The organism is Bacillus cereus group sp. BceL062 (assembly GCF_051780025.1).
Classification (GTDB): Bacteria; Bacillota; Bacilli; order Bacillales; family Bacillaceae_G; genus Bacillus_A; species Bacillus_A toyonensis.
Map to the genome: position 1 here is coordinate 238,261 of NZ_JBPWGY010000004.1, position 24,268 is coordinate 262,528.

Here is a 24,268-nt window from a genome sequence, read left to right on the forward strand (position 1 = left end):
GAGGAACAACGATGTTAGATGAAATCTCCTCCAAAGAAAAAGCTGCCATCCTCATTCGTACATTAGACGAAGGGGTGGCAGCAAAAGTCATTGAATATATGACAGCTGAGGAAAAAGAAGTATTACTTCGTGAAATTGCGAAGTTTCGTGTATATAAACCAGAAACGTTAGAAAATGTGCTAGGGGAGTTCTTATATGAATTAAATGTAAAAGAATTAAACTTAGTCACTCCAGATAAAGAGTACATTCGTCGCATATTTAAAAACATGCCCGAAGACGAGCTGGAAAAATTATTGGAAGACCTTTGGTATAACAAAGATAATCCGTTTGAGTTCTTAAATTCACTTACAGATTTAGAACCACTTCTTACAGTGCTCAATGATGAATCACCACAGACGATTGCGATAATTGCTTCTTACATTAAACCGCAACTTGCTTCTCAATTAATTGAGAGATTGCCAGATCATAAACGAGTAGAGACGGTAATGGGTATTGCAAAACTAGAACAAGTTGATGGTGAATTAATTAATCAAATTGGTGAGTTGTTAAAAGCGAAATTAAATAATATGGCATTTAGTGCAATTAATAAAACTGATGGCTTGAAAACGATTGTGAACATTTTAAATAATGTTTCACGAGGTGTTGAAAAAACAGTCTTTCAAAAGCTGGATGAAGTCGATTATGAGTTATCTGAGAAAATTAAAGAAAATATGTTTGTCTTTGAAGATTTACTTGGTCTTGAAGATCTTGCGCTTCGCCGTGTATTGGAAGAAATTTCAGATAACGGTGTTCTTGCGAAAGCACTTAAAATTGCAAAAGAAGAAATTAAAGAAAAATTATTTACATGTATGTCTTCAAACCGCAAAGAGATGATTCTAGAAGAATTAGATGGCTTAGGACCGCTTAAGATGACGGATGCTGAAAAAGCGCAGCAAACGATTACAGGTACAGTTAAAAAGCTAGAAAAAGAAGGAAGAATTATCGTTCAAAGAGGTGAAGGGGATGTCCTTATTTAAAAACAGAATTCCGAAGAATTCTGTTTCTTTTTCTGAAGAAACGTATGAATTACAATTTCCAAAACCAGCTTCAGTCCAAATAGAAGAGGAAGAATTACAAGCTGATCATGCAGAGCTTCGCGCCCAGCAAGAATCATTACATATGGAAATGAATCAGTTAAGACAAGGGCAGCAAATGCTAGAACGAGAGCGTCAGCAGCTAGTACAAGATAAAGAACAATTTAAAATGCATATTCATGAACAAATGGAACAGATGGAAGCAGCACGTATGCAGTTTCAAAAAGAACAACAAGAAACAGCATACGAATGGACAGAGTTATTGTGGGATCAATCTTTTCATCTAGCAGAAAAAATCGTAAACCAAGCGGTAGATTCGCGATTACTTGATGTGTTACCAATTTTAACTGGCATCGTTCAAACGTTGCCTACTTCATTTGAAAAATTAATAATAACAGTACATCCAGAAACGTTTGAACGTATTCAAGAAGAGAAGGAAAATACGAAAGAGTATTGGTTACTACAATTAGTAGAATGGAAATATGATTTCTCCCTGCAGTTCGGTGAATTTGTTTTGGAGGAAGAGAAAGAGTTTTTTGAATTTAAATTTGCACCTATATTTGCGAAACTTCGTCATAAATGGGAAGAAGAGAAGTTGTTTGAGGAGCAAAATGTATGAACAACAAGCTCATAAATGAACAAAATAAGTGGAATACGTTTATCGACACACCGTTTTATACGAAAATTGGTAAAGTTCATAGTGTACAAGAACAGTTCTTCGTAGCGAAAGGACCGAAAGCGAAAATTGGAGATGTTTGTTTCGTTGGAGAACATAATGTTTTATGTGAAGTAATTGCGATTGAAAAAGAGAATAATATGTTACTCCCATTTGGACAGACAGAAAAAGTATGTTACGGGGATTCAGTTACATTAATTGCAGAAGATGTTGTCGTACCTCGTGGTGATCATTTACTTGGAAAAGTGTTAAGTGCGAATGGTGAAGTGTTAAATGAGGACGCTGAAAACATTCCACTACAGAAAATAAAATTAGACGCCCCCCCTATTCATGCATTTGAGCGTGAAGAGATTACTGATGTATTTGAAACGGGAATAAAATCAATTGATTCTATGTTAACAATTGGTATCGGTCAAAAGATTGGTATTTTCGCTGGATCAGGTGTTGGTAAATCTACTTTACTTGGAATGATTGCGAAAAATGCAAAAGCTGATATTAACGTTATTAGTTTAGTAGGAGAACGTGGCCGAGAAGTAAAAGACTTTATTCGAAAAGAATTAGGCGAAGAAGGTATGAGGAAAAGCGTTGTTGTTGTAGCGACGTCAGATGAAAGCCATCTGATGCAACTTCGCGCGGCAAAGCTTGCAACATCTATTGCTGAATACTTCCGTGATCAAGGCAACAACGTACTACTTATGATGGATTCTGTCACTCGTTTTGCTGATGCGCGTAGAAGTGTTGATATTGCAGTGAAAGAGTTACCGATTGGTGGTAAAACACTGTTAATGGAAAGTTATATGAAGAAGCTGTTAGAGCGATCTGGTAAAACAAAAAAAGGATCTATAACAGGGATTTATACCGTACTCGTTGATGGAGACGATTTAAACGGTCCTGTACCAGATTTAGCACGTGGTATTTTAGATGGGCATATTGTATTAAAGCGTGAGTTTGCTACGCTTAGTCATTATCCTGCCATTTCAGTGTTAGATTCAGTAAGTAGGATTATGGAAGAAATTGTGTCGCCTAACCATTGGCAACTTGCAAATGAAATGAGAAAAATCTTATCTATTTATAAAGAAAATGAATTGTACTTTAAATTAGGGACGATTCAAGAAAATGAAGAAAATGCTTATATTTTTGAATGTAAAAATAAAGTAGAAGATATAAATACGTTTTTAAAGCAAGGTCGATCGGATAGTTTCCAATTTGATGATATCGTTCAAGCGATACACCATATAGTATAAGGCCTCTACTAAAGGGGTCTTATTTTTTTGTTTTTTAATATTTCACAGATTTTTTTGGAAAAAAACTATATAATAGAAAAAGAGAGCGTTATAATAGGAAGGGGCTATGAAAACAGGTGGATAAACAGCAGTACGACACGATAAAATTGCAAATAAATCAAGAAAAAGAACATATTTTAAAAGAAGTGTACGAACTAACAGCTGAAAAAAGAAAAATAGAACAAAAAAAAGAATATGATTTATACGTTGTGAAATCACGTAGCAAAGTCGTACAAACTGGTCAACGTATTATGGCTGGCATGCTTTCTTCACATACGTTTTCACCTGAAAGAATAGAAGAATGGAATCGAAAAATTAAAAAAACAGAAGGTTTTATTCAAAAAAATGAAAGCCTTTTAGAGCAAGTAAAAGAAAAAGAACGTGTCATTGATGAAATGTATCAAGAAGATTGTAAGAAGCTTGCAAAAGTGCAAGAAAAGCTAGAAGAAAAAATGCTTCTTGATTTAAAAATGTGTATGAATGGATGAGGTGAATGTAGTGATACAGTCTGTATTACCGGTGCAACAAAGTTTACCTCCGCAAAAAGAAAAAGGGCTAGAAATACAATCGAAAAATGAAAATTCTTCATTTGATCGTACGTTGAGAATGGAAAATAAACAGCAGCCGAAAACGGAGAAAACGAAACGAGAAGAAGCACCAAAAGAAGAGAAAAAAGAATATAATCTTTCTAAACCATCGGTAACGAAAGAAGAACCAAGTGTAAAGAAAGAAGAAAAAAAAGAGACAGAACAGTTGTTATTAGCTGTATCTGAGCAAATGGTTGCAATTGAGCAATTACGTGTGCAACCAGAATTGTTATATCAATACATACAAAAAATACAAGAGCTGTATAAAGAATATGGAAATATAAAGCTTAACGAATTACCCGCAGGTGAATTACAACAATTACAAGAGCTCCTTTCAAATATGAATATTAAAAATGCTATATGTTTAGAAGATACAATGCAAATGGTGTTAGACAAAGTGAAGATGCCAGAGCAAATGATGCAGGCTTTGAAAGTTGTAGAGACAGAAACTTGTAATATTGCAAAAAAACAAGAAGAGTCTAAAGATGTAGATCTTCTGAAATCAGAGAGCGATGATGTGAAGGTAGAGTTGCCAGAAGTCGATTCGTTAAGTGATTCGAGTTCCACGGGTGCGGAGTTATTAAATAAAGCGACGAGTACTGATCAAATCGGAAAATCAAATAGTGGCGCTGAGAAGGTTACATTACCTGACTTAGGAAAGAAAATGGAAGCGCAAGTAGAAGCATTGCAAAAATTTGTAGTGAAACAAGAACGTGTTTTATTCCAGCTAAATCCAGAAAAATTTGGAACGTTAACTGTATTTATGAAAAAGCATGGCGACCAAATTGATGTGCATGTAGAAATGGAAAAACACGATGCAAAAAAACGTGTTGAAATCATTTTTGATGAATTGAGGCTAAAGCTAAAAGAAAAAGAAATTAATATTCAAATTAGCTATTCGGATAAAGATGAAAACCGTAAAGAACAGCGAGAACAAGAACAAAGACAAAAGCAGAAATTAGCAAGTACGCAACATGAGAAACAACAATCAAAAGAATTTGCGGGATTATTGGAGGAATAAAGCGTGCCAACAGTTGGGTTAAATACAACGAGTACAAATCATATTCCGTTACAAGCAGGAGCGCAAGCAAAAAACGCATCTGTGAATGGTGTACAATCGCCAGTTCAACAAACAAACGGAGTTTCAGCAGGAGCACAAAAGACTCCTGGGGTAATGGGGAAAGATGACTTCCTAAAATTGTTTTTATCAAGTTTCCAACATCAAGATCCATTTAATGCAATGGATATGAATCAAATGATGAATCAGACAGCGCAGTTATCTCTTATGGAGCAAGTGCAAAATATGACAAAAGCAGTTGACTCTTTAAGAACGACGATGTATTCGACAGCGCTTGATGGCGGTATGAAGTTTTTAGGGAAGTACGTAAGAGGTGTTGACGGCGACGGAAACAAAGTAACTGGTCAAGTAGAGACGGTTCGCCTTGCAGAGAATAATGATGTACAGCTCATTATTAATAATAAAGTCGTATCTCTTCGTTTCGTTGAGAGAGTGTCTGATAAACCGATTGGAGAAACGAATCCAGAGGATGTCAAGAAAGAAGATCAAAAAACAACTGAAGAAGTAAAAACTACAAATTCATGAGGAGTGTCCATACGTTATGATTAAAGCGTTATATACAAGTATTACAGGAATGAATGCAACACAAAATGCATTAAGTGTAACTTCAAATAATATTGCCAATGCACAAACCGTTGGTTATAAAAAACAAAAAGCAATGTTTGATGATTTACTATATAACAATTCAATTGGTGCAAAAAGTGACGGTAAATACGCAGGAACGAATCCGAAAAGTATCGGTAACGGTGTGAAAATGAGTGGTACGGTTACGGATTATAGTGATGGTACAATTACGTTAACAGGTGGTAAAACACAAGCAGCAATGGAAGGTAATGGTTTCTTCGTTGTAGGTGATTCAAAAGGCGGAAATATGGAATTTACTCGTAAAGGTACGTTTGGGATATCTTCAGATTACTATATTACGAATACTGAAGGTCAATACGTATTTGCATACCCTGCAAATGAGGCAACTGGTGAAGTTGATTTATCTGGAATTCCAGGACCGTTGCAAATTCCAATGGGAACAGCAATTGGTGGTATTCAAACAACAAAGGGTACAATTAAAGGGAATATCCCGGTTAATGAAAGTAAAATTACGCAAGACTTACCGTTTTATGATGATGCTGGTAATACGTGGACAATGCGTGTAGAATTTACAAAAACGAATGAACACGAGTATACATATAAAGTGCAAAGACGTAATGACTCGATAAAAGATACAAAGTTTGAAGATGTTACAGGTCAAGGTTCAACAGGTACATTGAAATTTGACAAAGTTGGAAATCCAGATCCGGTACAACAAGGAGCAGCCATCCCATTTAATGGCGGAACAATAAATTTAGATTTCAGTAAATTAACAAATCATCCAACAGATAAAACATTATCAGTAACAGACGTAGATGGTAGAGCAGCGGCAACGGTTAAAGATTGCTTCATTGCTGACGGTGGATATGTAATGGTAAAATATTCTGATGGAAGTATGAAATCTGCTGGCCAATTAGCTGTTGCGATGTTCCCGAACGAAGGCGGTCTAATGAAAACAGGTAATGGTAACTATACAGCGACGAATACAACAGGTATTTTAGCACTTGGAGCATCTGGTCAAAACGGTGCAGGTAAAGTACGTGGTGGCGCACAAGAAGGGGCCAATGTAGATTTATCTGTTGAGTTCGTTGACTTAATGCTGTATCAACGTGGATTCCAAGGAAATGCGAAAGTAATTAAAGTATCAGATGAAGTATTAAATGAAGTTGTAAACTTAATTCGATAATATATTATAAAGAAAACTTGTAATGTAGTAGAAAGGGTTTTTTATTCGTATGACAAGACAAGAGCGAGTTTTACAATTGCCTTTTTTCGAAAATAAACGTGAACTTGCCGAGCAAGTGCTAAAAATGGAACGAGAAGAGCATGTATATTTACCGGATCAATTTGAAATTAAGCAAGTGCCTCCGTATTCATTTGGTGAAAAGGAAGCCATCATTGGCCGTATTCATGAGTTTTATTTCGTAAGTGTTGGTAGTGATGGAGTTTGGAAGTATCAACTGTTTAAGGACGAGATGAAGTGCCGTGAGTTTTTTGTTACGTTATCAGGGATAACGGATCAGCAAATTGCGTTTTGGTTCAATAATATCGAGTTACTTAAAAGCTCTTAAAAGCCCTTTTAATGGTTTGAGAGATTTGGTAGGGTTTAAGTGCTTATAAGGGTGCTCGAACGTTGTAGAAACAGCGGTATGAAGTGTTACCAAGGTAGTTTAATAAGAGATAAGCGAATTGTAGTATAGTATGGATAACAACTATGGTTCTGAGGGGCTTGTAGTTGTAAGAGTAGTGCTATGGAGAGGTACTGTGATGGTTGGTTGGAGATAAGATAATTGTCTCATAGCAAACCAGTGCCTTTTGGATAGTTTGTGGGGATACATTTTTATAAAAGGAGAGGTGAGGAGGATGGCGCAGAATAAGTATCGCGTTACATTCATTTCGCCAAGTGAGGTTGAGCAGCGGACTGTAATGGCGGCGAGTAGTTTGCCAGATTTAATTCGTAAAGTAGAGAGTATTATCGCAGATCCGAACGGTTATTTTGTGAATGATAAAAAAAATAATTGCTATTTTAAAGTAATTAAAGAAAATGTTGCGTTTATTCAATACGAGCTACTATTTTCGGATAAGGAAATTCATATTGAAAAATTAAAACATATAGCGCCGGCTATATTAAAACAATTATTTAAAAAAATAAACGATCCAGAACTATATGCACTCGCGTTACTTGATGTTGATATAGCGACGAAACAATATGTACTCGAAGAAATGAATCAAGAGTTAAGAATGAGAGTAGAAACGGAACTTTCAAAAAAATGGGAAGCAATGCCGACAGAAATTGTAGGGGCACAAGAAGTGTTATTAGAGGCACTTGCTTCATTTATACAAGATTAAGCGTAAATAAATTGTTCGACTATCTATATTTTTCATATAGGTAGTTGACTTTTTCTCTTTTATAAAGCTTAATAATTAAATATACGGAATTAATGGAAGGGGAGCGACACCTTTATGTCACAAGCACAAAGTATTTTATTAGAAAGTGGAACAAATGAATTAGAGATTGTCACATATACTGTTGGTGAAAATCTATTTAGTATCAATGTAATGAAAGTACGTGAAATCATTAATCCATTCCCTGTTACAACTGTGCCAGAATCTCATCATGCAGTTGAAGGTGTTGTTCAAGTACGTGGTGAAATTTTACCTGTTATTAACTTAGCAACGGCTCTTAATTTAAAATCAACAAAGCCACTTGATCAAACGAAATTCATCATCTCAGAATTAAACCAAATGAAAGTTATTTTCCGCGTTGACGAAGTACATCGTATTCAACGTATTTCATGGGAACAAATTGATGAACCAGCTTCATTATCAATGGGACTAGAAGAAACGACATCTGGCATTGTAAAACTAGATGGGAAAATTATTTTACTATTAGACTATGAAAAAATTGTATGTGAAATTAGCGGTACTGGTTATGACAATAAATCACTTTCAGGATTAGAACAAAAAACAGATCGTGCTGAAAAAGTTATTTATATTGCAGAAGATTCAGCAATGCTTCGCCAAATACTAGAAGAAACTTTATCATCAGCTGGATATACGAAAATGAACTTCTTCAGCAATGGTGCGGAAGCATTAGCACAAATTGAAAAATTAGCGAAAGAGCAAGGGGAAAAAATGTTTGAACACATTCACTTGCTAATTACTGATATTGAAATGCCAAAAATGGATGGACATCATTTAACGAAAGTGGTTAAGGATGGTGAAATAATGAATCGTTTACCGGTCATTATTTTCTCTTCATTAATTACAAATGAATTATTCCATAAAGGTGAAGCTGTAGGAGCAAATGCTCAAGTAAGTAAGCCAGATATTCAAGAGTTAATTGGTTTAGTTGATAAGTTAGTGTTGTAAAAGAGTTTTAAAAAGCGTTTTTTTTGCTGGAATAGAACCTCTAGCGAAGTTTGGAAGCGGTCAGTGCCTAATAGAGCTCTGTACGATGTAAGACCAAAGATATGGAGTGGTTTCAAGTAAGCAGGAGAAGAGAGCTTTCGACTGAGGGTTGGAAACTTTCTTCTATTAGTGGGGAAAAAGGAACTAGCCATGTATAGTAGTACTGGCTAGTTCCTTTTTAGTATTCTATACGCTGTACAGGTAGAAGGAGTATTTGTGGTTGTAAGAATCGTCTCTATTTCGAGATTTTCAATTGGTTTAATTAATAAGTAACGTTTTTTTGTTTAAAAATATAAGAGAACATATTTTGGTTTATGTTAGTGATATTTCGTGGTAGCGCAAACTTTTTCGGTGAAAATATATTAAAAATACCATATAATATAATTATATGTAATTAATATGTATAATTGCATATTAATTAAATAATACTCTTTCTTTTTTACACTTTCCATACGTTTTTGTATGTTAATTATTTGACAGACAATTTCGAAATGTTATAATATGGATATGTAAAAATTGCTATTTCTTAAAAGACATGGGAGTCAGATGAGAATTGTGAAAGGATGAGGGGGAGTGGCACAGATTATGTATCACCACACAGCAATCAATGTATTAAAACTTTTACAAAACATGTCAAATAATAAAATGAATGATATGAAATTAGAAACGGAATTTAAAAAAATAGAGAAACAATTCCGAGTGGAGTATGAAGAGTTAGTCGATTTATATAATAGAATGGTTTTATTCCAAATAGATATAGAAAAACATGGCGGTATGCGAGCTTATGAAAAATCAACAATTACATGGCTGAAGTCTGAGCTAGAGTTACTGTATGAAGTGTATCAATTTTGTCAACGTCACGGTTTAAACATTTTAAATATTTCAAAATACGTTAGTAAAAATGAACTAAATCTTTTTCCGAAAACAGAAAGTCAATTGCAAAATACGTATTATAAATTGAAAAAACGTGAAATACCGTTTGAAAATATTGAAAAACAAAAACCAGGACGAAAGCGAAAATATACACCCGTAAAAGAACAAATCGTTGAAATGAAAAAAGAAAACAAGCAAGAAGTAAGAAAAGAAGTTCAAAATACAGAGAATGAAAAAAGTCTTGTAACAGTTATATCTGGTATCGTTGATAATTTTGAAACAATTAGTCAATGTAGTGAAAGAAAAGAAGATGAACTCCATCAGTTTATGGAAGGCATTTATAAGCTTTCAAGCATGGCTGCTGGGCGTTCGGAAAATGAAAAGGATGTACGTGGTCTTGAAAGCGAATTGCATGTATTACGAGCTGAAAATGAAAGACTAAAGCGAGAAAAGGAAGAGCTTGTTCATGATATAAAAGAAATGACGCATCATTTAATTCATTTCATTACGAGCTCTGATATCGATCAAATTCGCACATTGCCTTACTTCGTAAAAGAATGTAAACAAGATTTGCATAAATTAGGGTTATATAACGCACAAGACGGGAAAATGAAAATTATGGTTGATCGTAGTGGACAAGTTATGACTGTAACACAGTAATAAAATTTGGGTACAAAATAAAAGGGAGATACATAGTTTATATGTATTTCCCTTTTGTTTTGTGTGGAATCGTTTCAAAGAGGGAAGACAAATTTTTAAGATTGTAGTAATTTAGAAACCATTTGCGGAATTTGATTAGCCTGTGAAACCATACTGAGCGCAACTTTAGTTAATAATTTAAACTTTAAAAAATCGCTCATTTCCTGCGCCATATCCGCGTCTTCAATTCGAGGAGAAGCATCTGTTAGGGCCATACTTTGACTATTTAAATTTTCAATATTAAAGTGTAAACGATTTATCATAGCCCCAAGATCAGCACGATGAAGTGATACATTTTGCAAGGCTTCTTCAATTTTACGAATTGCCGTTCTTGCTTCTTGTTCTGTTGAAATCTTGATGTCATGTTGTGTAGGGGAAGGGGGAATATGTTTCGTTAGATTTACTGTATGACCGATATCATCTAATGTAACAGGACGGTTTTGGTCGCCAAATACGGGCAAATTATTAAACTCAGTTGTCTCACCAATATAGCTAATTTGCTCTGTTAAAGATTGAAACTCTTTATTTAGTGAATCACGGTTTTTATTTGAATTTGTACCGTTCGCAGATTGAACAGCTAAATCACGCATACGCTGCAAAATATTCGTAACAGTTTGAAGGGCAGCTTCTGCTGTGCGAAGCATCGATAGCGCATTTTCATTATTACGAATTGCCACGCGCATACCACTTGCTCTCGCATGCATACGAGTCACAATCGCAACATTAGCGGGATTATCGGAAGCGTTATTCAACTTCTTACCAGTCGTCAAATACTCCATCGCAACATTCATACGTTTCTCATTCTCATACAACGACTGCCTAGCATTCATACTCAAAACATTCGTACCAATACGCATAATAGACACTCCTTATAGATTGATATAGTTGGTATCTTTTAATCTAATAAACAGTTATGGAAGGATAGAGGGGCTTATGCTTATTTACTGTTTGTGTTTTAACATAAGAGGGGATCAAGATAAGCACTGACCGCTTCTAAGCATCGGGGATACTCTCTTCCACATAAAAAAGAAAGTTTTATAAAGAATCTATCTATATAGAAAAAATAAACCTCTCCGCAAGCAGAGAGGTTTATTCAGGAAACTAACTCAAATGGCTTATTGTAATAATTTAGAAACCATTTGTGGCGTTTGGTTTGCTTGAGAAAGCATGCTGATACCAGCTTCGTTCAAGATTTTGAACTTAGTCATTTCAGACATTTCTTTCGCCATGTCAGCGTCTTCGATTTGAGAAGCTGCTGAAGCCATAGAAGAAGATTGGCTCTTCAGGTTGTTTACGTTAAAGTCAAGACGGTTTAATGTAGCACCTAGTGTTGCACGGTTAGATGCGATTGTTTCAAGAGCTGCATCAATTGATTTAATTGCTTCAGAAGCGTTTGGTGCAGCTTTTGTAATATTACCTGCTGTAGGTGCAGTATAAGCAGCTCCAACTGCTTGAGCAAGTGCAAGTGTTTTAGTACCAGCTTCATCGTACGCTTTAATTGCAGTTTCAATACCTTTAATTGCAGTGTCACTCATTAAGTTTTTATCAACCTTTTCGAATGCCGTTTTAAAACCTTCAACTGCTGTTGTAAGGGCTGCTTCAGTTGGTGAACCAGTTAAACCAGCTAAAGTACCTTTAGCTGCAGTTAAAGCAGCAATGTTTGTATCTTTCGCAATGTCTGCTGTTGTAATTGCGATTGTTTTAGTACCAGTTCCTTCAATAGATAATGTGTCAATCTTTAAAGCTGAAGTAGATGAATCAGCTAGATTAATATTGATTTGTTTAGTTGTATCAGCGTTATCTAGAGTTTGGATAGCAATAGATTTGTTATCGCCATTTAATAATTTCTTATCGTTAAACTCTGTGTTTTTAGAAATGTAATCAATTTGTTCTTTTAATGCAGAAAATTCTTTATCTAATGCTTTTTGGTTATCACTAGTGTTCGTACCGTTTGCAGATTGGTTAGCGATGTCACGCATACGAAGTAAGATGTTAGATACAGAGTTTAAAGCAGAGTCAGCTGTACGGATTAAAGACATGCCGTCTTGTGTGTTGTTAGCTGCTACTCCTAAACCGTTTTCACGTGCACGCATACGAGTTGCGATTGCAAGACCTGCTGCATCGTCAGAAGCGTTGTTGATACGTTTACCACTTGATAAACGGTCCATAGCGTTGCTCATTTTTGTTTGGTTTTGGCGCATGTACTCTTGAGTACGCATGCTGTTAATGTTTGTATTAATTCTCATGTTAAGAAACCCCCATTTTTTTATATTGACTTTTCTGCAAATTGAAAAACGGTAATATGCGAAAAAATCAATTTCGAGATTTATTGTAATCCTTGCTACAACGGGTGTCAACTAAAAATTCGAATTAATAAATATAAAAAAATAACAGTTTAACAATATATTCATTTTTTTATTACATAATTATTAAAAGGATTATTGCAAACTTTAAAAAAAAACTCTAATATTAGATTATCTTTGTTTACCGAAAAGGTGATATTATGGTAGTTGGAAATATAGTAAAAGAAGTGCTTGCATATAAGAAAGGACAAATTCAGCAAAAGCTAAGTAGTCCGCAAGCATTCGTTAGTAGTCGTTTTCAAGAGAAGTTGCAGAGTGAACCTGCAAAGGAGACGAAGGGTACTACGCAGCCGGCAAACATAGAAGATATGAGTCAGCCGGTACAATCTACGAAAATAGAAACGGTTGTTACTAAACCGGAACAATCTATTCATAAAGTAGAGGAAGTGAGTAAGCCTGAAGAAAAGGCTGAAACGAAGAAAGCAGATGAAGTGCAAGTCGCGCAAAAAGAGTTTGAACGACGTTTCCCAGAAACGAAAAATGAGGCTGTTGATACGTGGGAATTAACGAAGAAGTATAATATTCAAAAAATACGTTCTTCCAATGAAGGGAAGTATGAGGATATTATTGATCGCGTTAGCCGTACATATGGAATTCCGAAAACGTTAATTCAAAAAATGATTGAAGTAGAGTCTAATTTTAATCCGAAAACGGTGTCACATGCAGGTGCGATGGGGCTTATGCAGCTTATGCCAGCGAATGTGAAGGAGATGGGTGTGAAGAATCCATTTTCACCAGCTGAAAGTATTGAAGGCGGCGTGAAAGAGTTAAGCGGTTATTTAAAGAAAAATAACGGTGACTTAGTATTGGCGCTTGCTTCTTATAATGCTGGTCCTGGTAATGTGAGAAAGTACGGAGGCGTACCACCATTTAAAGAAACGCAAGGATATATTAAAAAAATATTAAATATCGACGTTTCAAAATAAGAAATTTCATATATAGAGAGAACATGAAATTTTCGTGAACATGATATGGGAGTTGGCTAGATTTGAAATTACAAGATGATATTCCGTTAACAATTTATTTTGAAATCGGAAATACGAAAAAGAAAATTGAAGATCTGCTTCATATTACGAAAGGTACATTGTATCGTCTTGAAAATTCAACGAAAAATACGGTGCGTCTTATGCTTGAGAATGAAGAGATTGGAACCGGAAGGATTTTGACGAAAAACGGGAAGATGTACGTTGAAATCGTTGAATTGAAAAGGTAGGGAAGGGGATTGTCATGAGTGGCGAAAAATTAAGCCAAGAGCAAATTGATGCCCTGCTGAAGGCGGTAAATGAAGGCGAGGAAATGCCAGCTTTTGCACAAGAAGCAGGGAAGCAAGAGAAATTTCAAGAGTATGATTTTAATAGACCAGAGAAGTTTGGTGTTGAGCATTTACGTAGTTTGCAAGCGATTGCTTCTACGTTTGGAAAACAGACGTCACAGACGTTGTCAGCGCGTATGCGTATTCCGATTGAGCTAGAGCCTTCAACAGTTGAGCAAGTTCCATTTACGAGTGAGTATGTGGAGAAAATGCCGAAGGATTATTATTTATATTGCGTAATTGATCTCGGTTTACCAGAGCTTGGAGAAATTGTTATTGAGATTGATTTAGCATTTGTTATTTATATTCATGAATGCTGGCTTGGTGGAGATAGTAAGCGTAACTTTACGATGCGCAGACCGCTAACGGCGTTTGAGTTTTTAACGCTTGATAATATATTCTTGCTTCTTTGTAAAAATTTAGAGCAATCATTTGAAAGTGTTGTTGCGATTGAACCGAAGTTTGTAACGACGGAAACAGATCCGAATGCATTAAAGATTACGACAGCGAGCGATATAATTTCATTACTGAACGTAAATATGAAAACAGATTTTTGGAATACGACGGTGCGTATCGGGATTCCGTTCTTATCTGTTGAAGAAATTATGGATAAGTTAACGTCTGAAAATATTGTCGAACATTCTTCAGATAAACGTAAAAAGTATACGTCTGAAGTGGAAGTGAAAGTAAATCAAGTGTACAAACCTGTTCACGTTGCAATTGGTGAGCAGAAAATGACAATGAGTGACATTGAACAAATTGAAGAAGGCGATATTATTCCAATTCATACGAAAGTTTCGGATGAATTACTCGGTTATGTAGATGGAAAGCATAAATTTAATTGTTTTATTGGGAAAGATGGAACGCGTAAAGCGCTCCTATTTAAAAGTTTTGTAGAGTAGGAGGATCCATATGAAGCATGAAGTATCTCCTGTGTCCTTAATGGGATTAGAAGAATTTGCAGGGAAACGAAATGAAGCGAGTAAAGCACATATTGATACTGTTTCAGATATTTCGATTGAACTTGGCGTAAAGCTTGGAAAGTCATCTATTACGCTCGGTGATGTGAAGCAGTTAAAAGTTGGCGATGTTCTTGAAGTAGAGAAAAACTTAGGACATAAAGTAGATGTGTATTTAAGTAATATGAAGGTCGGCATCGGTGAAGCAATCGTAATGGACGAGAAGTTCGGCATTATTATTTCTGAAATTGAAGCTGATAAGAAGCAAGCTGCGCTTATGAAGGCGCAAAGTCAAATGCAAGATAAAGAGTAGAGGAGGAGTCATATGTCGTATATGACGACCTTATTTCAAGTCGTTTTACTGTTTGGTGCACTCGGTTACGGTGCATTTTATATGACGAAAAAGACGCGCAAACAGCAGTTTTTTAAGCAAGGTGAAAATGGCCATATTCAAGTAAAAGACGGTGTATATTTAAATCATCAAACGAGCGCCTTTTTATTTGAAGTGGATGGCAAGCAAGTATTCACTGTTATTAGTAATAATGGTGTGCAGTCTGTGCAATTAACAGGAACAGGAAATCAGTTTCAACAAGCGCTAGAAGACGCGGTGAAGAGTGAAACGAAAAAAGTAGAGGATCCATCATGAGAATAAAGAAACAGTTATCATTATTAGCCGTTATTTTCGTATTTTCTATCGTTTTTTCAATTGTTTTTGTAAATCCAGCGTATGCAGCCCCGAACGGTTTTATTAATTTCGAAAATGGAAAAGAGTTTACGAGTAATTCAAGTGTACAGTTATTTGCACTCGTTACCCTTCTATCATTATCTTCTTCTATCGTTCTTTTATTTACGCATTTTACTTATTTTATGATCGTTCTTGGAATAACTCGTCAAGGACTTGGGGTAATGAACTTACCACCAAACCAAGTGCTTGTTGGACTTGCTTTGTTTTTATCACTATTTACGATGCAACCGGTGTTAGGTCAGTTAAAGAGTGATGTGTGGGATCCGATGACGAAAGAAAAAATAACTGTAAGTCAAGCTGCGGAGACGACGGCTCCAATTATGAAAGATTACATGGCGAAGCATACGTATAAGCATGATTTAAAAATGATGCTGAAAGTACGCGGTGAAGAGTTGCCGAAAGATTTGAAAGACCTTTCATTATTTACGCTCGTACCATCCTTTACGTTAACGCAAATTCAAAAAGGATTATTAACGGGGATGTTCATTTATTTAGCGTTTGTATTTATAGATTTGATTATTAGTACACTTTTAATGTACCTCGGGATGATGATGGTACCGCCGATGATTTTAAGTTTACCGTTTAAAATACTCGTTTTCGTATATTTAGGTGGATATACAAAAATCGTCGATATAATGTTTAAAACGGTCGCCTGAAGCGTTTGATGCTATGTGATAGGAGTCATATAAATGAATACGTCACCAATTATAGATATTTTTCAAACCTTTTTTTATAAAGGGGTTATGATTTTAATGCCGGTTGCCGGTGTAAGTATGATTGTCGTTATTATCATCGCTGTCATTATGGCGATGATGCAAATTCAAGAGCAAACGTTGACGTTTTTACCGAAAATGGCGAGTATAGTGCTCGTTATTATCATTTTAGGTCCGTGGATGTTTCAAGAGTTAACGACACTTATTTTAGATTTATTTGATAAAATTCCATCGCTATTGCGTTCGTACTAAGATAGGTGAACTGAAATGAATATGGAATTATGGGCGGCGACGTTTTTTGCGTTTTGCCGTATTACTTCATTTTTATATTTTTTACCTTTCTTTTCAGGACGGTCGATTCCTGCAATGGCAAAGGTTACATTTGGACTTGGTCTTTCGATTACAGTGGCCGATCAAGTTGATGTCTCTCACATAAAGACAGTTTGGGACGTCGCAGCTTATGCAGCAACGCAAATTGTAATTGGATTATCCCTTGCAAAAATTGTAGAAATGCTGTGGAACATTCCGAAAATGGCCGGACATATTTTAGACTTTGATATCGGTTTATCACAGGCAAGTTTGTTTGATGTAAACGCAGGGTCGCAGTCTACTTTACTATCAACAATTTTCGATATATTTTTTCTCATTATTTTTATTTCACTTGGCGGCATTAACTATTTCGTTGCCACGATTTTAAAGTCGTTTCAATATACAGAGTCGATTTCAAAATTGTTGACGACTAGTTTTTTAGATAGTCTACTCGCAACGTTATTATTTGCGATTACATCAGCGGTCGAAATTGCTTTACCGCTTATGGGAAGCTTATTCATTATTAATTTCGTCCTAATTTTAATCGCAAAAAATGCACCGCAATTAAATATTTTTATGAATGCATTCGTCATTAAAATTACATGTGGTATTTTATTTATTGCGATGAGCGTACCGATGCTCGGTTATGTGTTTAAAAATATGACAGATGTATTACTGGAAGAGTATACGACACTATTTAACTTTTTCTTAACGAAGTAGGGGGACGCGTATGGCAAAGGATAATAAAACAGAAAAGGCCACCCCGCAGAAGCGTAAAAAATCGCGTGAAGAAGGGAATATCGCCCGGAGTAAAGATTTAAATAATTTATTTTCTATTCTCGTATTAGCAGTTGTCGTTTATTTTTTCGGAGATTGGCTAGGGTTTGAGATTGCCAATTCTGTAGCGGTGCTGTTTGATCAAATCGGAAAAAATACAGATTCGACCGAGTATTTTTATTTAATGGGGATTTTGCTACTAAAAGTATCAGCTCCTATATTAATACTCGTATATGCTTTTCATTTATTCAATTATATGATTCAAGTCGGTTTCTTATTTTCTTCTAAAGTCATAAAGCCGAAAGCATCACGTATTAATCCGAAAAACTATTTTACGAGACTGTTTAGTCGTAAAAGTTTAGTAGATATTTTGAAATCACTGTTTTATATGGGATTAATCGGTTACGTTGCGTACGTTCTTTTTAAAAAGAATTTAGAGAAGATCGTGAGTATGATTGGATTTAACTGGACTGCGTCACTTACTGAAATTATTAGGCAAATTAAATTTATCTTTTTAGCTATTTTAATTATTTTAATCGTTCTTTCTATTATTGATTTCATTTATCAAAAGTGGGAGTACGAGCAAGATATTAAGATGAAAAAAGAAGAAGTAAAACAAGAGCATAAAGATAATGAAGGGGACCCACAAGTAAAGGGGAAACGAAAAAACTTTATGCATGCCATCTTGCAAGGGACTATTGCGAAAAAGATGGATGGTGCAACGTTTATTGTAAATAACCCGACGCATATTTCAGTCGTACTTCGTTACAATAAACAAGTTGATGCGGCGCCAATTGTCGTTGCAAAAGGGGAAGATGAGCTCGCATTATATATACGGACGCTTGCCCGTGAACAAGAAATACCGATGGTGGAAAACCGTCCGCTCGCTCGTTCTTTATATTATCAAGTCGAGGAAGATGAGACGATTCCAGAAGATTTATACGTAGCTGTAATTGAAGTTATGCGCTATTTAATTCAAACGAATGAACTTGAAGTATAATAGCGCGTTTGGAGGGGATCTCTTTGTTTAAGATGGATTCTGCAAGAACCTATTTTTCTATCTTTTTAGCAGCGTCATTCGTTGTGGCGCTCCTAATTCCACTTCCACCATTTGTACTTGATATCGTTATCGTTTTTCTACTAAGTATGTCAGTACTTATTTATATGCGAGCGACAAGTATTAACGAGTGGGATGAATTAAAGTCATTTCCGACGATGTTGTTATTAATCGGGATTTTCCGCGTATCGATTAACGTTTCGACGACGCGAGCGATTTTAACAGACGGAAATGCGGGTCATGTTATTGAAGAGTTCGGTCAGTTCGTAATTGGCGGAAACTTATTAATTGGTATCGTTATTTTTATCGTTTTAATCATTTTCCAGTTTATCGTTGCAAACGGTGCATCTCGTACAGCTGAAGTAGCAGCTCGTTTTACACTTGATTCTTTACCAGGGAAACAAATGTCTATCGATGCGGATTTAAACCAGCGTATTATTTCAGAAAAAGATGCACAAGCAAAACGAAAAAAATTAAATATGGAAACAGAGTTTTACGGGGCGATGGATGGTGCCGGGAAGTTCATTAAAGGGGACGTTATTTTCGGGATTGTCATTTTATTCGTAAATATCATTTTCGGTTTAATTGTCGGAATGATGCAGCAAGGAATGAGCTTTGCAGATGCGGCTCTTCATTATACACAGTTAACTGTCGGTGACGGAATCGTAAACCAAATCGGTTCGTTAATGCTTGCGATTTCAACAGGTATTATCGTAACGCGTGTATTTGATGGTTCACCGGATACGGTAACGGAAGGTATCTTTAAAGAGTTATTAGCGCATGAAGTTGTTGTATATGCGCTCGGTGGTTTGTTTATCGCAATGGGTATTTTTACTCCGCTACCATTCATACCGTTTGCTCTCGTTGGTGGAACAATTATCTTCTTAGGAATTCGCAATAAAAAGCGAATAAAGAAAGAGAAAGAAGACGAGCTCCAAAAAGAATTAGAAATGATTCAAGGCGAGGATGAGCAATTACAACAAGTGGAAGATTCATTTGGAGTCTTTACAGATAAATATCCGATTATTGTAGAACTCGGTTTAGATTTAGCGGCACTTGTAAAGCAAAAAATTAATGGGGAGACAGCTCGTGATAAAGTTGTTCTTATGAGGAAATCGATTATTACCGACCTTGGTATTAACGTTCCTGGCATTAACTTTAAAGATAATACGAGTTTTAGACCACGTGGTCGTTACATTATTCGTATTAAAGGTGCGAAGGCGGCTGAAGGTGTTTTAAAATCTGGTTACTTATTAGCACTAAAAACACCGAACGTAATGGCTGATCTAGATGCAGAACCAGCGAAAGATCCAATCTTCGGTGAAGATGGATATTGGATTTTAGAGCATATGGTGCAAGATGCACAAATGAAGGGCTATCAAGTGTTAGAGCCACTTAGTATATTAATTACACATTTAGATGTTGTCGTTAGACGTAATCTTCATGAGTTAATTCAGCGTCAACATGTGAAAGACTTAATCAATTCTCTTGAAAATGATAATGGCGTTTTATTAGAAGAGATTAAGAAGAAAGAAATCGATTTATCACTCGTTCAAAATGTTATTAAACAACTTCTAAAAGAAGGTATTTCAATACGTGATTTACCAACGATTATTGAAGGTATTATTGACGGAAAAGAAGTGTATCAAAATCATGTTGATGGTGTAACGGCATTCGTCCGTGAATGTATTTCAAAAGTTATTTGTGAAAATGCAAAAAATCCGGACGGGAAAATTTATGCGGCGCTTTTCTCTGATTCAATAGAGCTAGATGCGGATGTTGTGAACAATTCCTATCAAGGTTACTTATTAAACTGGGATTTAGATTTAGAAACACGTGTCGTTGAGCAAGTACAGCGCGTCTTTAAACAAGCGCGATTAATGGGAAGAGAACCAGTATTATTAACGCGTAGAAAAGATTTCAGATTTGCGATTGTAAGACTGCTAGAACGATATCAAATAGAAGCGCAAGTGCTTTGTATTAGTGAATTAGCACCAGAAATTGTTGTAGATCAAATTGCCTATATTGAATAGTAGGGGGTGAAGTAATGGAAAGTACAGAAAAGAAAGAAGCGTTAATGCGAATAAAAGCAGCTTCGAAAAATGAATTGTATCGAAAGTTATTTGACCAATATGGTACAGATTATTATTACGTTGTCGATGAAAGTGTAAAACGAAATATCCCGTTTTTTTGGAAAAAGGATTATGAAATGTTAGTTGCTTTTCCAGAGGATAAACAGGAAGAAGTGAATGAAGGAACAGCACAATTTCATGAACAATTAATGGATGTTGTGAATGATTCTTCAGAACAAATTGTGAAGGCAAATGGAATTCAATCAGTACTGCACAATTTAGAAAATGTAACGACTTCTATGTCATACGCGGCAATGCAAACAGGAAATAGTGAAGAATGGGCAAGAAAAAAAGAGAAACTATTAAAGCTGTTTGAAAAAGGAATCGTCGTGGTGAAACAGACGGAAGAAACGAAAGTAGTGAAAAAGCAAAAAGTTGTGAAACAAGTCGTTCCGACCAAGAAAAAAGAAGTAGTTGCAAAGAAAGAAAATCAAGAATCTGTACCGTTTATTATTCAAAAAGTAATTCGGATGCTAGAACAAAACGATGTAGAACAATATTTCATTCATGCATATGCTGAAAAGTTAAAAGTGAAGTTTGAAAATGCAACGATGATTACAGAAGAGGAAGTAATCGGGTATATATTGGAAGATATGAGATCTCACTTCAACACTGAAAATGTATTTGAAAAAGAAGTACAAACAATTGCATTAATCGGTCCAACCGGGGTTGGGAAAACGACGACGCTTGCGAAAATGGCATGGCAATTTCACGGTAAGAAAAAAACGGTTGGCTTTATTACGACGGATCACTCTCGCATTGGGACAGTACAGCAACTGCAAGATTACGTAAAGACAATTGGATCAGAAGTAATCGCTGTGCGTGATGAAGCGGCAATGACAAGAGCACTTACGTATTTTAAAGAAGAAGCACGCGTCGATTATATTTTAATTGATACAGCCGGAAAAAATTATCGTACGTCAGATACAGTAGAAGAAATGATTGAAACGATGGGACAAGTAGAACCAGATTATATTTGTTTAACGTTATCAGCTTCTATGAAAAGTAAAGATATGATTGAAATCATTGCGAACTTTAAAGATATTCATATAGATGGTATCGTGTTTACGAAATTTGATGAAACAGCAAGTAGTGGCGAATTGTTGAAAATCCCAGCAGTTTCATCAGCTCCAATTGTATTAATGACAGACGGACAAGACGTAAAGCAACATATACATATCGCTACAGCTGAACATTTAGCGAAACAAATGTTGCAAACATCGTAAGAAAAGAGGTGAAGAATAAGGCGGTTGCCTTATTCAAAGGAATATGAACGGTCTTTATATAGGTTCTATGGGAATGATGAATTACATGCAGCGTATTAATGTTCATTCGAATAACGTTGCAAATGCCCAAACGACAGGATTTAAAGCAGAAAATATGACTTCTAAAGTATTTGATGTACAAGACACATATCGCCGCGGAGATGGGGCTATGACAAATATCGGTTCGGTCGATTACGCTGTAGTACCAGCTGCGACGCATGTGAACTTAGTACAAGGAAATGTACAAATTACAAATAGTGCTACAGATTTCTTTTTAGATGACGGTGCGGCAGGCACATCATCATTTTTCGTTACATCTAAAAATGATGAAACGTTTTTAACGAGAGACGGAAGCTTCACATTAAATAGTGATCGTTATTTGCAAACATCTTCAGGTGCTTTCGTAATGGGAGAGGATAATGAGCGTATTCGTATTCCAGAAGGAGCAAAGGTTGCTGTACAAGCAGATGGTACATTATATGATGAAGTAACACAGAATAATATTGCCCGTTTGCAAACAAAAACAGTAGATGCAGAAACGAATGCTCGTCTCGTGCAGCGTGAAAACAAAAGCTTTACACTAGCAGAAGGAAATATTGCTAATTTACCGAACGGAACAGGAATAGTAAAAAATCATATGCTAGAAAATTCAAATGTAGATATGACGAAAGAGATGGCAGATCTTATGTCGAGTCAAAAAATGATTCAAGCATCTCAGCGTATTATGACTTCATTTGATAAAATTTATGAAAAAGAAGCGAATGAAATATTGAGATAAAGGAGACTTCCCGTTAAGGGGAGTCTTTTTTGGTTGCTTTTATTACAGTTACACCATAAGATGATAATCATTATCATCTTATGGTGTTTAATAAGAATGGAAGTTGTGATGGTCGTATCAATTGTTTAACTAGGTGAATTAAAAACGAAGGGGAAGGTGTATTTATGTCTACTAAAAAGAAACTTTGCATTGGATTATGTTTAATTGCTAGAAAGAAAGAACAAGAGAGTATGTTTAATTCAGGGATAGATGAACAAGTAGAGTTGGCACTACAGGCAGAAGAGGCTAAGTTAGATTTTGTTTTTAAAGCAGATTATTTAGTGGCGCATCCGGATTTAATCGCTCGTAATAAGGGGAATGTAATGTTAGATCCGACATTATTATTTACTGCTATTGCGTATGCAACAGAAAAAATTGGAGTGGTTACGACTGCCTCCACATCGTTTTATCCACCATACATACTTGCGAGGCAATTACAATCTTTAAATTGGATTAGTAATGGCCGAGTAGGTTGGAATATTGTCACATCCATTGATGGTGCAGAAAACTTTGGTGAGACAGGGATGCCGCCATCTGAGGAACGATATGCGAAAGCTGCAGAATGTACAGAGTTAGTAAGAAAACTTTGGAGAAGCCATCCTTATGAAGTTTTGAAAGTAGATAACACTGAAGTCATTAGAGAGATGGTAAAGCCTATTGAGCACAGTGGTGAATACTTTGAGGTGAAAGGACCACTTAATATTCCGCAGCATATTTCAGGAGAAATGCCATTATTTCAAGCGGGTGCTTCAGAGGCTGGTCGGAATTTCGCTGCTTCTGTTGCGGATGCGATTTTCGCCGCGATGCCAGATATAGAATCAGGAATCGAACTTCGTCAAAATTTAAGAAGAAGAGCAGAAAAGCATGGCCGAAAGCAAGATGATGTACGGGTATTACCTGGATTGTATTTCTTTATCGGTGATACATATGAAGAAGCGCTAGAGATGCATAGGCAAGCTCATCAACATCTCACAATGGAGAAGAGATTGGCTTTACTTGAAATGGTACTCGGATTAGATGCTAGAGGAATTCCACTAGAAAGTAAGATAAAGGAAGATATGCTGCCAAGTAGAGAGCAAACTGTACGTAGTAAAACACATGCCGAATTATTACGGAATTTCATCATTAAAAATGAGCCAACTGTTGAACAAATACTAGAACGACCAGAAGTTGTTGGTTCTGCTCATTGGGTTGCGATCGGTACACCACAAGATGTATTCCAGCAAATTATGGAAAGATTTGAAGCAGGAGCACTAGATGGATTTATTGCAATTCCAGGTGGGCCTCAGAAATCATTGGATCTATTCTTTATTGAAGTTATTCCGTTATTTGTGAAGACGGGTGTATTTAGGGAAGAATATACAGGTTCAACTTTGCGTGAACATTTAGAGGGGACTTTATCAAATACTTTGCTGTTAAAATAAGTGGAATACTATGTAGAAAATGACTTTCATAAGAAGGCTTTTTCTTTTTTGTTAAAATTTCAGAATTATCAATTGACTTTACGGGTCTTCTTTTCTTATATTAGTAGGTATAATAATAACTACTAATATA

At 35.8% G+C, this 24,268-nt stretch carries 26 protein-coding genes; 24 read left to right on the forward strand and 2 right to left on the reverse strand.

Going from position 1 to position 24,268, the window contains the following annotated elements; all coding sequences use genetic code 11:
* The first annotated feature begins 11 nt into the window (after window positions 1-11).
* From fliG to ACS2MN_RS12290, 11 genes are all read left to right on the forward strand, one after another.
* Window positions 12-1,016: a flagellar motor switch protein FliG gene (gene fliG, locus ACS2MN_RS12240; RefSeq protein WP_000883355.1), complete on the forward strand. Its 1,005-nt coding sequence runs from the start codon at window positions 12-14 to the stop codon at window positions 1,014-1,016.
* Window positions 1,003-1,692, forward strand: a complete 690-nt coding sequence (locus ACS2MN_RS12245) for a FliH/SctL family protein (RefSeq protein WP_000051698.1) — start codon at window positions 1,003-1,005, stop codon at window positions 1,690-1,692. Before fliG ends, ACS2MN_RS12245 begins: the two co-directional genes overlap by 14 nt.
* Window positions 1,689-2,993, forward strand: a complete 1,305-nt coding sequence (locus tag ACS2MN_RS12250) for a flagellar protein export ATPase FliI (protein ID WP_438894702.1) — start codon at window positions 1,689-1,691, stop codon at window positions 2,991-2,993. The genes ACS2MN_RS12245 and ACS2MN_RS12250 overlap by 4 nt, the downstream gene beginning before the upstream one ends.
* 116 nt (window positions 2,994-3,109) lie before the next feature.
* On the forward strand, window positions 3,110-3,520 hold the full coding sequence (locus ACS2MN_RS12255; RefSeq protein WP_000360857.1) for a hypothetical protein: 411 nt from the start codon (window positions 3,110-3,112) through the stop codon (window positions 3,518-3,520).
* A 10-nt stretch (window positions 3,521-3,530) separates the two neighbouring features.
* Window positions 3,531-4,640, forward strand: coding sequence for a flagellar hook-length control protein FliK (locus ACS2MN_RS12260; RefSeq protein WP_000616448.1), 1,110 nt, complete (start codon window positions 3,531-3,533; stop codon window positions 4,638-4,640).
* Window positions 4,641-4,643: 3 nt separating this feature from the next.
* Complete coding sequence (locus tag ACS2MN_RS12265; protein WP_098688851.1) at window positions 4,644-5,222, forward strand: flagellar hook assembly protein FlgD; 579 nt, start codon at window positions 4,644-4,646, stop codon at window positions 5,220-5,222.
* Between the two features lie 16 nt (window positions 5,223-5,238).
* The gene (gene flgE / locus ACS2MN_RS12270) at window positions 5,239-6,468 is read left to right on the forward strand and encodes a flagellar hook protein FlgE (RefSeq protein WP_087950290.1); all 1,230 of its coding nucleotides are present in this window, start codon (window positions 5,239-5,241) and stop codon (window positions 6,466-6,468) included.
* Between the two features lie 49 nt (window positions 6,469-6,517).
* Complete coding sequence (locus tag ACS2MN_RS12275; protein WP_000198189.1) at window positions 6,518-6,853, forward strand: DUF3964 family protein; 336 nt, start codon at window positions 6,518-6,520, stop codon at window positions 6,851-6,853.
* 292 nt (window positions 6,854-7,145) lie between these two features.
* The gene (locus ACS2MN_RS12280; protein WP_000068315.1) at window positions 7,146-7,631 is read left to right on the forward strand and encodes a hypothetical protein; all 486 of its coding nucleotides are present in this window, start codon (window positions 7,146-7,148) and stop codon (window positions 7,629-7,631) included.
* A 114-nt stretch (window positions 7,632-7,745) separates the two neighbouring features.
* Entirely contained in the window at window positions 7,746-8,654 is a 909-nt protein-coding gene (locus tag ACS2MN_RS12285; RefSeq protein WP_000075949.1) for a chemotaxis protein, read from the forward strand.
* Window positions 8,655-9,278: 624 nt separating this feature from the next.
* Window positions 9,279-10,226, forward strand: coding sequence for a DNA-binding domain-containing protein (locus ACS2MN_RS12290; protein ID WP_000274704.1), 948 nt, complete (start codon window positions 9,279-9,281; stop codon window positions 10,224-10,226).
* Between the two features lie 95 nt (window positions 10,227-10,321).
* Here the strand turns inward: ACS2MN_RS12290 and ACS2MN_RS12295 are convergent, their stop codons facing one another.
* Entirely contained in the window at window positions 10,322-11,122 is an 801-nt protein-coding gene (locus ACS2MN_RS12295) for a flagellin N-terminal helical domain-containing protein (protein ID WP_098806168.1), read from the reverse strand.
* A gap of 258 nt (window positions 11,123-11,380) precedes the next feature.
* Complete coding sequence (locus ACS2MN_RS12300; RefSeq protein WP_001222391.1) at window positions 11,381-12,511, reverse strand: flagellin N-terminal helical domain-containing protein; 1,131 nt, start codon at window positions 12,509-12,511, stop codon at window positions 11,381-11,383.
* A 257-nt stretch (window positions 12,512-12,768) separates the two neighbouring features.
* Here ACS2MN_RS12300 and ACS2MN_RS12305 point away from each other — a divergent pair, with 257 nt between their 5' ends.
* The 13 genes from ACS2MN_RS12305 (at window position 12,769) to ACS2MN_RS12365 (ending at window position 24,138) form a co-directional block, all read left to right on the forward strand.
* On the forward strand, window positions 12,769-13,554 hold the full coding sequence (locus tag ACS2MN_RS12305) for a lytic transglycosylase domain-containing protein (RefSeq protein ID WP_088055374.1): 786 nt from the start codon (window positions 12,769-12,771) through the stop codon (window positions 13,552-13,554).
* Between the two features lie 62 nt (window positions 13,555-13,616).
* Window positions 13,617-13,841 carry a flagellar motor switch protein FliN gene (locus tag ACS2MN_RS12310; protein ID WP_000775714.1) on the forward strand — a complete coding sequence of 75 codons (225 nt, stop codon included), beginning with the start codon at window positions 13,617-13,619 and terminating at the stop codon, window positions 13,839-13,841.
* 14 nt (window positions 13,842-13,855) lie between these two features.
* A complete protein-coding gene (gene fliM, locus ACS2MN_RS12315) occupies window positions 13,856-14,842 on the forward strand; it encodes a flagellar motor switch protein FliM (protein ID WP_000012358.1) in 987 nt (328 codons plus the stop codon).
* A gap of 10 nt (window positions 14,843-14,852) precedes the next feature.
* Window positions 14,853-15,212 (forward strand): flagellar motor switch protein FliN, encoded by a 360-nt coding sequence (gene fliN, locus ACS2MN_RS12320; RefSeq protein ID WP_000680022.1) that lies wholly within the window; start codon window positions 14,853-14,855, stop codon window positions 15,210-15,212.
* Between the two features lie 12 nt (window positions 15,213-15,224).
* The gene (locus ACS2MN_RS12325; protein WP_000121169.1) at window positions 15,225-15,545 is read left to right on the forward strand and encodes a hypothetical protein; all 321 of its coding nucleotides are present in this window, start codon (window positions 15,225-15,227) and stop codon (window positions 15,543-15,545) included.
* A complete protein-coding gene (locus ACS2MN_RS12330) occupies window positions 15,542-16,300 on the forward strand; it encodes a flagellar type III secretion system pore protein FliP (protein WP_098806169.1) in 759 nt (252 codons plus the stop codon). Before ACS2MN_RS12325 ends, ACS2MN_RS12330 begins: the two co-directional genes overlap by 4 nt.
* 33 nt (window positions 16,301-16,333) lie before the next feature.
* Window positions 16,334-16,609, forward strand: coding sequence for a flagellar biosynthetic protein FliQ (locus ACS2MN_RS12335; RefSeq protein ID WP_001098085.1), 276 nt, complete (start codon window positions 16,334-16,336; stop codon window positions 16,607-16,609).
* Window positions 16,610-16,624: 15 nt separating this feature from the next.
* On the forward strand, window positions 16,625-17,386 hold the full coding sequence (locus ACS2MN_RS12340) for a flagellar biosynthetic protein FliR (RefSeq protein WP_098806170.1): 762 nt from the start codon (window positions 16,625-16,627) through the stop codon (window positions 17,384-17,386).
* A gap of 10 nt (window positions 17,387-17,396) precedes the next feature.
* Window positions 17,397-18,443, forward strand: a complete 1,047-nt coding sequence (gene flhB / locus ACS2MN_RS12345; protein ID WP_001030092.1) for a flagellar type III secretion system protein FlhB — start codon at window positions 17,397-17,399, stop codon at window positions 18,441-18,443.
* Between the two features lie 23 nt (window positions 18,444-18,466).
* Window positions 18,467-20,533 (forward strand): flagellar biosynthesis protein FlhA, encoded by a 2,067-nt coding sequence (gene flhA / locus ACS2MN_RS12350; protein WP_346994122.1) that lies wholly within the window; start codon window positions 18,467-18,469, stop codon window positions 20,531-20,533.
* Between the two features lie 14 nt (window positions 20,534-20,547).
* Entirely contained in the window at window positions 20,548-21,858 is a 1,311-nt protein-coding gene (gene flhF / locus ACS2MN_RS12355; protein WP_000446163.1) for a flagellar biosynthesis protein FlhF, read from the forward strand.
* A gap of 43 nt (window positions 21,859-21,901) precedes the next feature.
* A complete protein-coding gene (locus ACS2MN_RS12360) occupies window positions 21,902-22,675 on the forward strand; it encodes a flagellar basal-body rod protein FlgG (RefSeq protein ID WP_346994123.1) in 774 nt (257 codons plus the stop codon).
* Window positions 22,676-22,839: 164 nt separating this feature from the next.
* On the forward strand, window positions 22,840-24,138 hold the full coding sequence (locus tag ACS2MN_RS12365) for an NtaA/DmoA family FMN-dependent monooxygenase (RefSeq protein ID WP_346994124.1): 1,299 nt from the start codon (window positions 22,840-22,842) through the stop codon (window positions 24,136-24,138).
* The last annotated feature ends 130 nt before the right edge of the window (window positions 24,139-24,268 follow it).